The 15,764-nt window shown below is 47.5% G+C and carries 10 protein-coding genes; 3 read left to right on the forward strand and 7 right to left on the reverse strand.

Features of this window, described 5'->3' with window-relative positions:
• Positions 1-128: 128 nt before the first annotated feature.
• Positions 129-692, forward strand: a complete 564-nt coding sequence (locus tag ACN0R8_RS03400) for a lysophospholipid acyltransferase family protein (protein WP_417595079.1) — start codon at positions 129-131, stop codon at positions 690-692.
• Positions 693-745: 53 nt separating this feature from the next.
• Here ACN0R8_RS03400 and ACN0R8_RS03405 read toward each other — a convergent pair whose 3' ends face one another.
• The 4 genes from ACN0R8_RS03405 to ACN0R8_RS03420 form a co-directional block, all read right to left on the reverse strand.
• Entirely contained in the window at positions 746-1,429 is a 684-nt protein-coding gene (locus tag ACN0R8_RS03405; RefSeq protein WP_417595081.1) for a YoaK family protein, read from the reverse strand.
• 85 nt (positions 1,430-1,514) lie between these two features.
• Entirely contained in the window at positions 1,515-2,636 is a 1,122-nt protein-coding gene (locus ACN0R8_RS03410; RefSeq protein WP_417595083.1) for a diguanylate cyclase domain-containing protein, read from the reverse strand.
• 93 nt (positions 2,637-2,729) lie between these two features.
• A complete protein-coding gene (locus ACN0R8_RS03415) occupies positions 2,730-2,900 on the reverse strand; it encodes a DUF2496 domain-containing protein (protein ID WP_417595085.1) in 171 nt (56 codons plus the stop codon).
• Between the two features lie 220 nt (positions 2,901-3,120).
• A complete protein-coding gene (locus tag ACN0R8_RS03420) occupies positions 3,121-4,638 on the reverse strand; it encodes an aldehyde dehydrogenase family protein (protein WP_417595087.1) in 1,518 nt (505 codons plus the stop codon).
• A gap of 406 nt (positions 4,639-5,044) precedes the next feature.
• Between ACN0R8_RS03420 and ACN0R8_RS03425 the strand changes: the two genes are divergently transcribed.
• The gene (locus ACN0R8_RS03425; protein WP_417595089.1) at positions 5,045-5,623 is read left to right on the forward strand and encodes a glutathione S-transferase family protein; all 579 of its coding nucleotides are present in this window, start codon (positions 5,045-5,047) and stop codon (positions 5,621-5,623) included.
• 381 nt (positions 5,624-6,004) lie between these two features.
• Complete coding sequence (locus ACN0R8_RS03430) at positions 6,005-6,694, forward strand: response regulator (protein ID WP_417595091.1); 690 nt, start codon at positions 6,005-6,007, stop codon at positions 6,692-6,694.
• A 65-nt stretch (positions 6,695-6,759) separates the two neighbouring features.
• On the opposite strand, the gene ACN0R8_RS03435 is transcribed toward ACN0R8_RS03430, so the two are convergent.
• From ACN0R8_RS03435 to ACN0R8_RS03445, 3 genes are all read right to left on the reverse strand, one after another.
• Positions 6,760-10,242: a response regulator gene (locus ACN0R8_RS03435; RefSeq protein WP_417595093.1), complete on the reverse strand. Its 3,483-nt coding sequence runs from the start codon at positions 10,240-10,242 to the stop codon at positions 6,760-6,762.
• Between the two features lie 113 nt (positions 10,243-10,355).
• The gene (locus ACN0R8_RS03440) at positions 10,356-13,835 is read right to left on the reverse strand and encodes a PAS domain-containing protein (protein WP_417595095.1); all 3,480 of its coding nucleotides are present in this window, start codon (positions 13,833-13,835) and stop codon (positions 10,356-10,358) included.
• A 258-nt stretch (positions 13,836-14,093) separates the two neighbouring features.
• Entirely contained in the window at positions 14,094-15,764 is a 1,671-nt protein-coding gene (locus ACN0R8_RS03445; RefSeq protein WP_417595097.1) for a methyl-accepting chemotaxis protein, read from the reverse strand.

A 15,764-nucleotide genomic window follows, 5' to 3' on the forward strand; every position in this document is an offset into this window, starting at 1 on the left:
TCAATATTCATTCGCCTGAGTGATGAATCTGTTATCTGTTTATTCTCTTAAAACAATTGGGTAAGTCGTTATAATAGCGGGGTTATATACTCTGCAATAGACACCCTTAACCGGATTTTCATAGCCCTATGCCCAAAACGATATTCACCACTCCCATTGTCTCTCATCTGTTATACGGGATATCAGTGCTTGTACTGAAGCTAGCAGGCTGGCAAGTGGTTGCAAACACACACAAAACCCCGGAAAAAGCCGTATTTGTTGCAGCACCCCACACCACCAACTGGGATTTGCCTTACGCTCTGATGCTGGCTTTTAAGTTGAAGCTCCCAATCTATTGGATGGGGAAAACATCTATTTTCAGATTTCCTTTTGGCGGACTGATGCGTTGGCTTGGGGGCATTCCCGTCGAACGAACACGCTCAACCAACCTCGTGGATACAATGATTGATCGCTTCAAAACCGAAAAACAGCTATTGATCGTTATCGCACCAGAGGGCACCCGGAAAAAGGTCAGTGAATGGAAAAGTGGCTTTTATCATATCGCTTGTGGAGCCAACGTTCCCTTACTACTGGGCTTTATCGACTACCCTAACAGACGGGGAGGTATTGGCTTGGTTTTTCATGCATCCGGCGACTACGACAAAGACCTGAAAGAGATCAAAGCTTTTTACGCCCCCTTCAGAGGTAAATAGGCACGTCAGAGGTGAATAGGTACGGCCAGAGGTAAGTAGGTGCAGCCGGAAACTCAGGCGCTGCGCTGGTGATTAAGAGTTAAACGCCGTTTAAAACGATACAGGCGATAGATAAGTGCCAGTATCAGGCAAAGCAACACGGGTAACAACAAGGCAAAAAAGTGAAAGTGTTCAAACAGTAATCCCCCGGCAGTACCGCCGGATATAAACCCTGCAATCAAGAGTAAAAACAGTATCGCCTTACGTTTATCAAACCCTCGCCTTTTAAGCCCCTGACCCAGCATGATCCCAAGGTCGGTGACAATTCCTGACATGTGCGTTGTGCGCACAACAGCGCCGCTATAGGTGGTCGCAAGGGCGTTCTGTAAACCACAGGCAGCAGACGCCAGATAATGGCCATAAAGCTGCCCTTCATTCAGAAACCAAAGTGTTGCTAGCAGAAATAAAGCTTCGATCAAAAGAAGGGAGTCATAGTGCCGGCCCAATTTCAGAGAGTTATCATTCAGCAGCAAGCCGGAAAGTGTTGCGCCTAAAAGAAAGCTAACAATCACTCCGGCCAGATGTAAAGCATCCAGAGGGGAGTCTGCCAACAACGTGCCTAGCAGAGTCGCTGTTCCCGACACATGGGACACGGCCTGATGCTTAAAACCCAGCAAGCCAACGGCATTAACAGAACCGGCAATAAAAGCCAGTACAAAAGCACCAGCTTCTACCCATTTAGGTAATCGAGAGATCAAAGCATTTCACCTGAAAAGACGTCAAACCGAAAAATATCAGATAATAATTGACTTAATAAGTGACACAAAGAGTTACGCAGTTCTGCTAAACCTCCAGAGAGGCTGCCAGTTTGTTATCTTCAAAAGATGCTGCAAAAACCCTATTACGACCCGCTTTTTTCGCGGCATACATAAGCTGATCTGCACGGGCCAAGAGATCTTCCCACTCTTCACCAGTAACGCACTCCGCAACACCGGCACTAAAGGTTACTCCTCCCTTCTCCGGCTGAGTACTCTGCAGCTCCAACGCCAGCTTTTGTATCTCTGACAAAGTCATGGCCTCAGACATGGGCAGAATCAAGACAAACTCCTCACCGCCCAACCGAACCGCTAACCCTTTATTAGTCAGAGCCAGATGGTTCAGCAACTTCGCAAAGTGGCAAAGCACCTCATCGCCGTAACTGTGTCCGTAACGATCATTCAATGCCTTGAAATGGTCAAGGTCAAGGATCGTCTGGGTAAAGAGTGCTCCGGAGCGCTCCAGCTTATCCATATAGCGATCCATTCCCCGCCGATTATGTAGCCCGGTCAAGGGATCCAGTTCTGAAAGATTGCGCAGCTGATCAGCCAGATACTCGGCCTTATCCCGCTCTAACCGGTAGCGACGGGAGTATGTCCTCATCATAATCAACAACAGAAACGCGGTCACCACAAAGCTAAAGCTTAAATCCAAAGCCCTGGCAAGATCACTGGGGTAGGCATAGATCAGATCAGGACGTATCAGATCCAGCCACACCATAAGCAAAGGAAGTAGAATAATCAGGGCGATCCCCACTTTCAGGTAGATGCCAAAATCACGAAACGCAACGCAGATATAACCCAAAACACACAGGTTTAGAAAATAGGTAGGCCCAGCCAATCCGGCGTTATAGATCCAATTCATCGGCAATGCGATTAATATCAGGAAAAACATAAAGGCAAGGGCCATTCGCTGATATTCGTTTCGGAAACGGGACCGGAACCAGATCCACATAATCAGTAGAAAAAAACCGAACTGCGCATAGGACAGAATCACATCCGCAGTCTGAAAAACAAAGTTAAAAATACTACAGGCAAGATAACTAAAACCACCAACCAGTAGCACCGCATGATGCGTATGTTGGTAAGGGGATAATTTGCTGCCCAATAAAAAATACAGCAGCTGGTCAATATGCTCTTTTACTTGCATGGGGACATCTAGCTTCTCAAGGGGAGGCTCGGCGGGCCGTCAAAAGAGTCTAACCCGCTGGGAATAAGGTTAGTAGTCAATAAATTCCTGACGTCAGAATTTGTCAGAATCCGGCAACGGCTGCTCAGCAGCTTTAGCCCTAAGATCCTTTAAAACAACTTCCAGCGCCAACTCAGCAGTGTGATTATCAATACCATTCGTTTCCAGCAGTTCAATCAGATCCACCGCCAGCTTAATATGATCCGGTGCCGTTTCAAGGGGCATAATTTTTCCTGCTTAGTAAAAAACAGGCGGTATCATACAATCCCTTCACCTCTGCTGAAAAGCGACTATTTGCACAAAGTTCCGGCAAAAAAAATGCCCTCCGAAACCGGAAGGCATTTCAATCAGTCAGCCAGAAATTGACAAAAAAAGCACAAGGAATACTAACATCCAGGACCTTAGCCATAGGAAATAATCCTATAGGCTAAGGTCAGCTTCAGGCTTAGAAGAAACCCATAGGGTTGATATCGTAACTGACCAGCAGATTCTTGGTCTGCTGGTAGTGATCCAACATCATCTTATGGTTCTCACGGCCGACACCGGATTTCTTATAACCACCAAAGGCAGCATGGGCTGGGTAGTGGTGATAGCAGTTAGTCCATACACGTCCTGCCTCAATGCCGCGCCCCATGCGATAGGACAGATTCATATCCCGGGTCCAGACACCGGCTCCCAAACCAAACTCGGAGTCATTGGCGATCGCCAGCGCTTCGGCTTCATCTTTAAAGGTTGTGACCGAAACCACGGGGCCAAAAATCTCCTCCTGGAATACCCGCATATCGTTGGTGCCTTTCAGCAGGGTCGGCTGAATATAATAGCCTCCGATCTCATCGCTGAGAGCTTCTTTATCGCCACCGACCAGTACTTCAGCACCCTCTTTACGACCGATATCCAGGTAGCTCAGAATTTTATCGTACTGTTCCTGTGACGCCTGAGCACCCACCATTACCTCGGTATCCAGTGGGTTACCCCGTTTAATCTGACCAATCCGTTCGATTACTTTACCAATGAAGGCGTCGTATATATCCTCCTGAATCAGCATACGGGACGGGCAGGTACACACCTCTCCCTGATTGAAAAACGCCAATACACTGCCTTCAATACATTTGCTGACGAACTCGTCCTCTTGGTCCAGCACATCATTGAAGAAGATATTCGGAGACTTCCCTCCCAGCTCAACAGTGGATGGAATAATATTCTCAGCGGCACACTTCAGAATATGAGCTCCCACAGGGGTAGAGCCGGTAAACGCGATCTTTGCAATACGCGTCGAGGTTGCCAGTGCCTGACCGGCTTCTGCGCCAAAGCCATTAACAATATTCAGAATACCGGCGGGCAGCAGATCCTGTATGGTTTCCATCAGAACCAGAATAGATGCCGGTGTCTGCTCAGCAGGTTTCAGAACAATACAGTTACCTGCTGCCAGGGCCGGGGCAATTTTCCAGGCGGCCATAAGCAGCGGAAAGTTCCAGGGAATAATCTGCCCTACAACGCCTAAAGGCTCGTGGAAGTGGTAGGCCACTGTGTTTTGATCTATCTCTCCGATAGAACCTTCCTGAGCACGAATACAGCCTGCAAAATAGCGGAAATGGTCGACAGCCAGAGGGACATCTGCAGCCAATGTTTCTCGCACGGCTTTACCGTTATCGTAAGTTTCTGCTACAGCAATTTTTTCCAGATTGGCTTCAATCCGGTCGGCAATTTTCAGCAACAGATTCGAGCGCTCTGTTACTGACGTTTTACCCCAGGCGTCCTTCGCTGCATGGGCTGCATCCACTGCCAGATCAATATCTTCAGCAGTCGATCGGGGAATTTCACAGATAACTTCGCCGTTAACCGGTGATGTATTTTTAAAATATTCGCCCTTCACAGGGGCAACCCATTCACCACCGATAAAGTTACCATAACGCTCTCTGAAATTAACAACTGAGCCTGTTGTTCCAGGTTGTGCATAGATCATACTAATCGCCTCTTTTGTTGTTGTCGTTAAGGGGAACTTTCGGACAAAAGAACACCCTTAGGCATAGCAAACAATGAAGATGGCGGAGCCAAGTGAAATACATCCGGTCAACCTGATGAGCTACCTGCTCCGACTCACTATGAGTCCATAATGGTTGATTACAACAAGTCACAACATGGCACTTTAGAGGCTAAAAAGTAGTACTTTAGTACTGGTTTTAAAAGTAACGCATCATTTGCCACTACAGAAAAACAGGACTAAAGTGCTTTCCTGTAAAACTAATAAACCGGTGAATGGAACAAACCAGCAGCCTGTTCTTAAAGGATGACTAAAGGGTTTATCAAAAAAGATCATTCATGGCGCTTTCGAGTATTAATGCGCCCAGACTATTTAGGAGCTAACCCCGATGAAACTGGTAGGATCCCACCCATCCCCCTATGTTCGACGCCTACGTCTCTGGCTTGAAGGTCATCAATACGATTTTTTACCTTTGGATATCTATAGCGAAGCTGGCCGAGCTGAGCTGGAAACCTACACCCCTGCCATGAAAGTCCCCATGCTGGTAGACAATGAACACTCGGTTTATGACTCCCGCATTATCCATCGCTATCTGAATGAAAAACTGAAGAAAGAGAGCCTTAGCTGGGAAGATGAAAACCTAATGACTCTGATCGACAGCATGCAGGAGTCCTTTATTATTCTTCTTATGAGTAAACGCTCGGGCATCGATACCTCAGATGACCGCCTGATTCTTAATCTGCAGAAAGAGCGCATCGCCCGCACTATGCCTGTTTTAGAGCAAGCCACCAAAGATGGAGACTTCAGTGAGTGGCGCTACCCTGCCATCTGCCTGTTCGCCCTGCTGGATTGGATATTGTTCCGTGAGCTCTTCACTCTTGATGAGTATCCGGCTCTGGCAGCTTTTTATACCGCTCAGTTGGATAAGAATCTTGTGCAGGAAACAGACCCTAGAGCAACCCACTAATCCATAGCAGAGCCAATCTACGGAGAAAAACTGGGAACAAAAAAGGCCGGCAAATGCCGGCCAACAAAAAGGGTGGGAACCCCAGAACAACAAGCACACTGCTTGTTCAGGATGCCAAGAGACAAACATCATAAGTACATCAAATGTAGACTATATTTACACCACCGCCAAAAAATTTCCGCCATATCGTCCTGATTTCAAGCACGCCTTACTTTTGTAGTATGCACAAAACCTAACGCAAGGTTCATTATTGACAGGCATTAATCCAATTAAAATGTCTGAAGCACCTGTTTAAAACTCTTAAGATGTCCGGTTAAAGCATATGAAAGTACGGCTATCACATCTAACGGCAGAGAAAGTAAGCAGATAAAAGGGTTAACTATGTACAAAATTGTAACGGCCGACGACCACCCCATGTTTCGGGAGGCTATCGCCAGCGTTGTACGTAACAGCTATCCGGAGAGTGAAATTCTGGAAGCCTGCAACTTGGATGAGACCTTTACACTGGTCACCCATGAGGCTGACATAGATCTTGTTCTGCTTGATCTTAATATGGATGGTATGAACGGTTTCCAGGGGTTAATGCGTTTACGGGAAGCGGTACCATCAACACCTATTGCCATTGTGTCAGCGGAAGATAACAAGAAGGTCGTACTACAGGCTATTACTTTTGGAGCGGTAGGCTTTATTACCAAATCATCACCTCGCCAGCAGATGCATAAGGCACTAGAACACATTCTCAATGGTAATGTTTATCTGCCATCCGATATTATCCGGGGAGATAGCTGCATCGATAAAAAGCTGTCTGGGGCTCAGGCACGGCATCAGCAACGCCAGACAGAGTCTATTAATCCTGTTCTGCTTTCTTCTTTAACCCGGCGACAGATCATTGTTCTGCAGCATATGGCAGAGGGCGAGTCGAACAAACAGATCGCCTACACACTCTCCATTGCAGAAACGACCGTCAAGGCTCATGTCTCTGCAATTCTGCGCAAACTGGGCGTAAAAAACCGAATTCAGGCTGTTATCGCTGCCCGGGATATCGACTTCTCTGAGCTATCCCGATGTTAATGCCCCACCGGAAAAGTAAAAACTCCGGATAACACTCATAAAGCGGCCACTCGAACACTCTGAGATCAAACCATCACAACCTGGTTTCGCCCCTGGTTTTTAGCAAGGTATAGAGCCTGATCAACCTGTGCCAATAGCATTTCAGCAGACTCATTGGTAATACACTTAGAAAAACCACCCAAGCTAGCCGTCACAACGTCAGCCACGGGAGAAAACTCATGCGCTACAGCCATCGACTCAACAGCCTTACGCATCTCCTCGGCAATTTGCCTTACTCCCGCCAGATCAGTCTCCGGCAGAATGGCAATAAACTCTTCACCTCCATAACGGGCAAAAAGATCCCCCGGGCGATTAACGACACGCCTCAACACAGTCGCCACCTTAACCAGACACTCATCACCTTTGCCGTGACCGTAGTTATCGTTGAAAGATTTAAAATGATCAATATCCAGCATCACAAGCCCTAAGGGTTTATGACTTCTCTGTAAACGCCGGATCTCTGTGCTTAACTTTGTATCAAGATAACGCCGGTTTGCCACTTGAGTCAGCCCATCAATGTTGGACATATCTTCCAGCATGTCTGACTTCTGTTTCAATATCATATGACTGCGTACCCGGGCTTTCACAATATCCGGGTGATAGGGTTTTGCAATATAGTCCACGGCTCCCAGCTGCAAACCTTTTGCTTCATCACTCACCTCATCCAGGGCACTGATAAAAACAATCGGAATACGGCTGGTTCGCGGATTCGCTTTCAGTTGTCGACAGACATCATAACCATCAATATCAGGCATCATAATATCCAGTAACACCAGATCCGGCGGATGATCGCCCTGGGTAATCGACAGCGCTTTCTGACCACTGTTTGCAACCTGAACGACATACTCATCTTTCAACAAGCTGGCAAGAACTTTAACATTGGCTGGAACATCATCAACAATCAACACGGTTTGTTTCTGGTTCAGCTCCGCTAAGATAGCAGGGTCAGAATTCTGATTAGATGTTGCCGGTTTTTGTACATGCTCACCAGATCGAGCAGCCCTTCCGCCTTCTTCTGTCTCCAGCCAAGGTTCAAGATGATCAAATAGCTGGTGCTTGGTAAAGGGTTTACCCAGATGGTCATTCATTCCGGCCTGCAGCGCTTTTTCACGATCCTCTATCAACGCGGCGGCTGTTAGTGCAATAATCGGTATCTCTTTATTAAACTGTCTAATCTCCCGGGTTGTCCGATAACCATCCATGACAGGCATCTGAATATCCATCAGAATCAAATCAAACACCTCCCGACGAGCCGCCTCAATCCCCAAACGACCATTATCCGCCACGACAACCTGAAGGTTCATCTGCTCCAGCTGCGCCTGAACAACCTGCTGATTAATCAGGTTGTCCTCCACGACCAGAATTTTCTGTTGCCGAAAGCACTGGGATTGACTGACATTAAGAGCAGGAGCAAGCCTCGCTTGTAAAACACCAAGAGCCTCATACAAGCTGGATTGATGCACAGGCTTCGGTAGATACAGAACATTCTCAACACATTCCAGGTCAATCTCAGATCGCTCATAAGCTGACACCATTAACATTGCGGGCAAATTCTCACTATGGCCGTTTTGGTGTAACAAATCCTGAATGGACTGCAGAGCAACCAGTCCATTCATTCGAGGCATATCCCAATCCATCAGAATCAGGTCGTAGAGGCAGTTATCGGAAAGAGCCTGCTCTACCCTCTGTACGGCAATGTCCCCATCCTCTGCTTCAGTGACCTCAAAACCCCAGGATTGCAACATTTCCCGTAAAACCTGCCGGGCAATGGGTTGGTCATCTACAATTAGGGCCTGACTTGGGTGCGTAGTGCATAGCATCGGCAGGTGCTGATCTTCAGTCACCGGGGAAAAAGGCAGCTCTAAGTCGAAATAGAAACAACTCCCTTCTCCTGGGGTAGTTTCCAGCTCAATACCCTGCTCACTCCCCATCAGAAAAACTAACTTCTGGCTGATAATCAACCCCAAACCAGTTCCGCCATGACGACGGGTGATAGAGTTATCGGCCTGAGAAAAAGCCTGGAATAAGTGAGCCTGTTGCTCTTGAGTTAAGCCAATACCTGTGTCCTTCAGACTGAATCGTAGCAATGCCGAATCAATTTTTTCATCGAGGACCGTGACTTCAAGCTCAACCAAACCCTGGTCTGTAAACTTGACCGCATTAGCCATCAGATTCGTCAGGACCTGGGTTAATCTCAGGGAATCACCCTGATATCGATGAGGTATGTTAGCCGGTAAATTCAGAACCAGCTCCAGTCCCTTCTTACTGCTGGCAAGACCAAATAATGTGGATAATTGCTCAAGAATTTGCTGTAAATTAAACGGCTCAGAAAGTATGTTCACTTTGCCAGCTTCAATCTCGGAAAAATCCAGAAGATCATTCACAATACCCAGCAATAACTGACCGGAACTGTGTATCTGCTGCAGATGACGGTGCACCTCTTCCGAAAGATCAGGTGAGGTCAGCTGGGATTCACTCAGGCCGATAATAGCATTGAGCGGTGTACGAATTTCATGGCTCATATTCGCTAGAAAATCTGACTTAGCCTGATTAGCCTGCTCCGCATTTTCACGGGCTTCGATCAGGTTCTTTTCGGTTTTCTGCCGCTCACGGTACTGCTCTGTAAGATCAAGAGCTGCGGTTGCAATGTACACAGGCTGTCCATCCCGCCCCTCCATTACAGAGCTGCTCATCAGCATAGGAAAGGTGTAACCATCACAATGCTGATGCCAAATTTCTCTGGGTGGGATATGGCCATACTCTTTCAGGTCTGCCATTAATTCATTAACTTGTTCCATCTGCTCTTCAGTATGAAACTGGCTGGTAAGCTGCCCGACTACATCCTCAGCCTTATAACCGTGAACCTCGGCAAAGAAAGGGTTCACATAGATCACTTTACCATCAAAATCTGAGATGATATTTCCATAAATTGCATTATCTGCAATCGCTTGAAAGCGCTGACTTTCCTGCTCTGCACTACGGCGCTTACGCATTACGAAAATCAAAGTCAGGACGGCCCCGCCAGTCATGACCAGACCAATAACCAAAAGTGTGATAGTACGATGACTCTGATCTGTAGACTCTTGGGTCTTTATCGCCACCAGCTCTTCGAGGCGCTGCTGATAGTGCCACATTCCACGGTCAAGATTACGCCCTGGAGTGATATCGTGAATCACAGATAGCAACAACTGCTGCCCATTTCTTTCATAGGGATGTGAGTAAACCTCAACAGTACGGATCTCTCCATCTGCCAATTGATGACGAAAGATAAAATAGTTCCTGCCCTCGGCAGAAGCCGCACGACGCTCTTCAAACACCTGCTCAGGATCAAAGGTGTTAATGTCCTGGATGCTCATTCTCTGCAGTGTTTCACGGCTATAACCATAGAAATCAGCCGCTGCCTGATTCACCTCAATGATCTCTCCATCGGAGGGTTTAATCCAAAGCAGAGGAATATCCTGAGTTTCAAAGACATGGTCGAAATTCACAGCAAACACAGGTTGAGACAACCAGAATATCCCACACAAAAAGACAGAGGCATATAAGCCAGAAACTTTCTTCAGATAACAGGAGAGTTCGATCTTGAGCTTTTTAAAAGCACTTGGATTCAAAACAGTTTTCCTTAAGACGCTGATTCAAGTTTGTTGAGCAGTCGCTGCAGGGCAGATGCTGCCTGCTCAAAGTCAAACTGATCCAACGCTTGTGTAACCGTTTTCCAGAGTGCATCAGCATCTGTGTCTACCTTGCTATTATTGTTCAACGCACCAGTAATCTCTTCGAGTTCGCTCTCATCAATAAACTGGCTATTACGAATCTCTGCCATCAAAACCTGCAAACGGGCACGAATGCTGACGTCTGATGCACCAGACATCCCCTCTCCTGAGACGGTTACCGGAAGAGGCGGAGTTGAATTCTGAGCGAGTAACCAGGTGTGCACTTCTGTATAGGACTGCTCCAAAAGCTTTCGGAACATCTGCAATTGCCCCGGTTCAGGAGGGTGGTTGAGTTTTAGTTTCCGATCAAGATTCGCTGCCGCCTCAGCCAACGGCCGCATACAAAGATTGCCCGCTACACCTTTAATACTGTGGGTCACACGATGAGCTGTCAGAAACTCCTCAGAGGAGCTTTCTTCAGATAGCTGCTCCATCAGGGATACATCCTTCATATATTCATCTGAAAGCTGGCGGATAAATTCCTGTAGAATTTTCTGATAGATCAGGTATTGCCCCCCTACCATCGCAATCCCCTCCGCCGGATCAAATAAAGCAATATCACCAGAAACAGCTGGAGGTAACGATCCTTCTTCTGTAGGAACGGAAGCAGACGTAGCAGATAACACCACCTCTGACAGGTCATCGGGACCACGATCCAGAGCCTGAAGCCAGTGACTCAGCATATGGAAAAGAGCATAGGTTTCAATCGGTTTCGTCAGGTGGCCATTCATACCTGCATCAGCCGCACGCTGCTGATCCTCAGCCATTGCTGCGGCTGTCAGAGCAATAACAGGTAGTTTATTGCCCTGCGCACGAAGCCTGCGGGTTGCTGTATAACCATCCATGACTGGCATTTGTATATCCATCAATACCAGATCAAATGTTTGTTTTCCAAGTAAATCCAGTGCTTGCTGGCCATTTTCCGCAAGAGTCACGTCTAAACCTAGCTGTTTAAGCTGGGACTGAGTAATTTCCTGGTTAATCAGATTATCTTCCACCAGGAGAATATGCCCTGTCAGGCTGCCAACAACATCTTCATCCTGCGGCTGAAGAGCCAGAAACTCCTTCTCCTGCGCGGGTGAACAAGGGGAAAGCGGCAACTCAAAGCTAAAGCAAGCCCCTTTACCAAGCTCACTTTCAAGTGTAATTCCCTGGCCCTGCATAGCCTCAACCAAACGCTGACTGATCACCAGCCCCAGCCCTGATCCGCCATGCTTGCGGGCTATTGAAGTATCCGCCTGACTGAAGGCATTAAACAATTTCTCTTTTTGCGCCGTAGTAATACCTATACCTGTATCCCGAATATCGAAGTGCAGCCATTGCTGGCCCTCTTTATCCTGCGGTCTGTCCTTACAAAGAGCGACAGTTAAACGTACCTGCCCTTTTTCAGTAAATTTAATCGCATTGCCCAGCAGGTTCGTCAGTACCTGACGAATACGCAACTCATCGCCCATATAGACAAGAGCCAGCTCCGGCGCGCTATCAAAAACAAGCTCTAACTGCTTTTTATCGGCTTCCAAAGCAAACAAGCTGCGCAGATTATCCAGCAGACCGTCAATAAAAAAAGGCTGGGACTCAATGCCCAACTTGCCGGATTCGATTTTGGAGTAGTCCAGAATGTCGTTGAGAATACCCAACAACAACCTGCCTGAGTGGTGGATCTTGTGGAGGCGTTCATGCAGTACTTCGAGCCTATGCTCACCGATACTGATCTGGCTTAAGCCGATAATGCCGCTCATAGGCGTTCGGATCTCATGGCTCATATTCGCCAGAAACTCTGACTTAGCGCGACTGGCATCATCAGCCATCTTTCTGGCTGCTTCCAGAGCGAATTCCTGAGTCTTACGCTCGGTAATATCATAAATGTAGCCATTCCAGATAACGGAGCCATCACTCATATGACTGGGAATTGCACGCCCCTCAATCCAGCGCAAACCCTTTATAGGGTGATCATAGCGATATTGTTCTTCCCAGACCTCCAGGCTTTCCTTGGAGGCTTCGATACTGCTGCCGATACGTTCAATGTCATCACGATGTATACGATCCAGTATGGCTGCTACATCACGTTTAAGCTCTTGCGAACTGAAGCCATAGACATCTTTACAGCCTCGGGTAGCAAAAGGAAAACTGACGTCACCCTCGGCATCAATGCGATATTGATAAAGCATGCCTGGTGCGTTATCAGCCAGGAGGCTGAGCTTCTCTTTTAGCTCAATCTCCTCTGTAATATCCGTATGGCTACCAATAACCCGAAGAGGATTTCCCTGAGCATCACGACTGAATACTTTTCCGATATCACGGATCCATTTATAGCGACCACCCTTGCACAAAACCCGGTGAGTATTGTCATATATTGAGGTTTCACCTTTCAGGTGAGCATCCACATCCCGATATGTGCGCTCAAGGTCATCCGGGTGAATACGGGTTTGCCATTCGTTAATAGTGTCGCCAATTTCATGCTCTTCGAAACCCAGCATCGACTTCCAGACTGGTGAATAATAGACTTTACCCGTCTGAGCATTCCAATCCCAAACGCCCTGCCCTGTTCCTTCAAGAACAGCCCTCCAGCGTTGCTCATTGTCACTCAGTTCCTGCAGCATTACCTGTTGATGCCGCTCTTCCTTCATAACATCGTAAACCTTAGCGATGATCTCCCGTTGATGAATCAATCCGGTTATACGGTGTTCCTGGTCTGAAATAGCCAAACGCTTCAGATGTGAATTACAGAAGGAAACCAGTACATCCTGGACCAGGCAATCCCCGGAAATATGGGTCACGGGAGATGTCATAAAATCACTGACAGGCCGTTGCCACTGACCGTCACCAAGGCTAAGAATGGGAAGAATATCACTGTGGCTAACAATACCCACAACGTCCATCTGCTGACAGACCAAAACGGAGCTATGGCCTGCTGTCTGCATTTTCAAAACGGCCTGTTTAAGGGTGGTCCCAATGTCAACCTGCACATAGTCATTGCTGGCTGGCAGCTCCGTGATCAGGCTTTTAATGTCAGGGGCATACCGTTTCATATAATGGATAATGTTGGCACTGGTGATAACCCCCAGCAGTGAATCGCCATCAACCACACATAAAAGTTCAGATCGGGCACGGCTATATGTCACAGCCCCTTCTGCAAGCACTTGGTTTCTTTGCAGACACTCAGCCATTGGCAAGCCGATATCGCGAAGCGGCGTTGTAAAGTCCAGTCCGGCAAAGCGTAAACTGATCAGAATATGTGTACTCATCACCCTCAGCCCAGCCTCCCCCATAATAACAAGGGCGTGCTTAGCCTCCCGGGCCATCAGCTCAAGGCCATCATCCACTGAATGGGTATCATCAAGAAGCGCTACATCAGTATTAGCAATTTCGGATACGGGGGTAAAAAACATCTCAATCCTTACAAGCTGGCTCAAAACCAACATTGGCTAAACTGCACCAAACACTAAGTAATTATACACGCCATTTAAATAAGTCCAGATAATCCTTAGTCTTGAGGTTTATCAGATAACCTGTATCTTACTTAAAATAAAAAAAGCCGGGATATAACATCCCAGCTTTTAAAATAGCCTATATGCGCGCCACTGTTTCTGCCAATAAAACCAGCATCTTACTTTGCCCTATAAACCGACGGCGCTGTATTTAGCGGCTTAATCGGGAAGATATCCAACACGGAATCCCCCCCAGTGCCGTCCATTAACAAAAACAGGCACAGAAAGATCGTGCAATACCTCTCCGGTGTCTCGCTTGTAAGTTTGCAGTAGCAGCTTTTCCTGATGCTGCCCTCCACGCAAACCGGTTTTATCATTGAAAATACGTTTACTGCGACTTTTCACCAGATCAATCTCAGGGTCACCACTCTCTTTGTGGGCATACTGGTTGTTATGGGTAGATACATAACCATGATCATCAATCATAATAGAGTATGCAAAGCTATTGCTGTTCAGTACATCTTCCTGAATCGCAGGCAACACTCGATCTGTAAACTGATCAAACCGGGTACTGTATTTCTGAGGATTGGTTCCGGGAATGGGCTGGTAATTACGATCAAACAGGTCATCCATAGAGAGTGCTCCGTCCGCCACAGCCTTTTCAAAAGCCTGTTGAACGCGCTCCGCAGCCTGTCGGCAAACGGCATAGGATTCACGGTGTTTGCCGGTAGCCGCCTGACGTGCCAGCTCAGCAGTAATTGTTTCAGCTCCCTGCATCAGGCTTTCGGCCTGCACCGTCAGCTCGTGCATCTGGTCGTTACCTTCCGTCACTTCCTCTTTTAGTGACGAGATAGAGTGGGAGATATCTTCAATATGCTCGTGGCTATGTACAACAGCCTCAGCAATACTACTGATCTGATGCTCAACCTCATCAAACTGATTTGCCATATCGCCCAACCGATTGCCCACTGTTTCAACTTTCTCTGAACCGAAGTTGATACGCGATACCAGATCTTCAATTGTTGTCACAACCTCCTGAGTACTGCTCTGAATCTCCTGCACAATATCCGCAACCTGTTGCGTCGAATCCGATGTCCGACTGGCCAAACTGCGAACTTCATCGGCCACCACAGCGAAACCCCGCCCATGTTCACCGGCACGGGCAGCTTCAATAGCAGCATTCAGCGCCAGAAGATTAGTCTGTTCCGCAATACCTTCGATCACCCGGGTGACATCCTGAATCATATCGGACTTTTCATTCAGCTGATTGATCAGGCCCAAAGTGTGATCTGTTCGTGAACTGATATCCCGCATCTGGCTGATCGCTTCCTGCAGCTCATCACGACCGGTAAAACTATACTCTTTCGCCTGTGTTGCCAGGTCCGTTACGCTGCTGGCATTCACTGAAACCTGCTGCATGGTTACGGTGATGGACTCAACACGGGCCGCAACTTTTTCCACCTCTTGCTGCTGAACATCAAGGCGCCGATCCATTTGGTCCGCCAAATGAGAAACCTCTGCCGTAGCAATAGCTGTTTTACTCGCCGTGCCATCCAGACCATCGGCCATTTGACGTAATCTGGCAAAGCCATCAATAAAGCGACCAACAGACGTCTCTGACATATTCTGCTGATACAGTGTCTCCCGTGCTTTCAGCAAATCATCTGTTGTGACACTTTCCTTTTTCAGGAGCTCACCTAGTACAGGGTTAGAGCCACCCACACCATTTTTAGCCAGCAGAGGTAATAAAATGGGTAAAGCAGATGCCGCCAGCAACCCTACCCCTAGACCAGTAGGTAAAAGCTCTGTTGTCAAAGCGAACAAAACACCACCAAAAACCGGAACACCCGTAATAACCTGTCTTATTTTATAATTAGCCGTTGGACTCAT

Origin of the sequence: Oceanospirillum sp. (genome assembly GCF_048265165.1) — a bacterium.
In the GTDB taxonomy this organism is placed as follows: Bacteria; Pseudomonadota; Gammaproteobacteria; order Pseudomonadales; family Halomonadaceae; genus Oceanospirillum.

Bases quoted from the DNA above. Each gene is read 5' to 3' on its own strand.
- ACN0R8_RS03400 (WP_417595079.1), top strand. From the start codon at position 129: ATGCCCAAAACGATATTCACCACTCCCATTGTCTCTCATCTGTTATAC.
- ACN0R8_RS03410 (WP_417595083.1), bottom strand. From the start codon at position 2,636: ATGCAAGTAAAAGAGCATATTGACCAGCTGCTGTATTTTTTATTGGGC.
- ACN0R8_RS03415 (WP_417595085.1), bottom strand. From the start codon at position 2,900: ATGCCCCTTGAAACGGCACCGGATCATATTAAGCTGGCGGTGGATCTG.
- ACN0R8_RS03420 (WP_417595087.1), bottom strand. From the start codon at position 4,638: ATGATCTATGCACAACCTGGAACAACAGGCTCAGTTGTTAATTTCAGA.
- ACN0R8_RS03425 (WP_417595089.1), top strand. From the start codon at position 5,045: ATGAAACTGGTAGGATCCCACCCATCCCCCTATGTTCGACGCCTACGT.
- ACN0R8_RS03430 (WP_417595091.1), top strand. From the start codon at position 6,005: ATGTACAAAATTGTAACGGCCGACGACCACCCCATGTTTCGGGAGGCT.
- ACN0R8_RS03440 (WP_417595095.1), bottom strand. From the start codon at position 13,835: ATGTTTTTTACCCCCGTATCCGAAATTGCTAATACTGATGTAGCGCTT.
- ACN0R8_RS03445 (WP_417595097.1), bottom strand. From the start codon at position 15,764: ATGAGTCCAACGGCTAATTATAAAATAAGACAGGTTATTACGGGTGTT.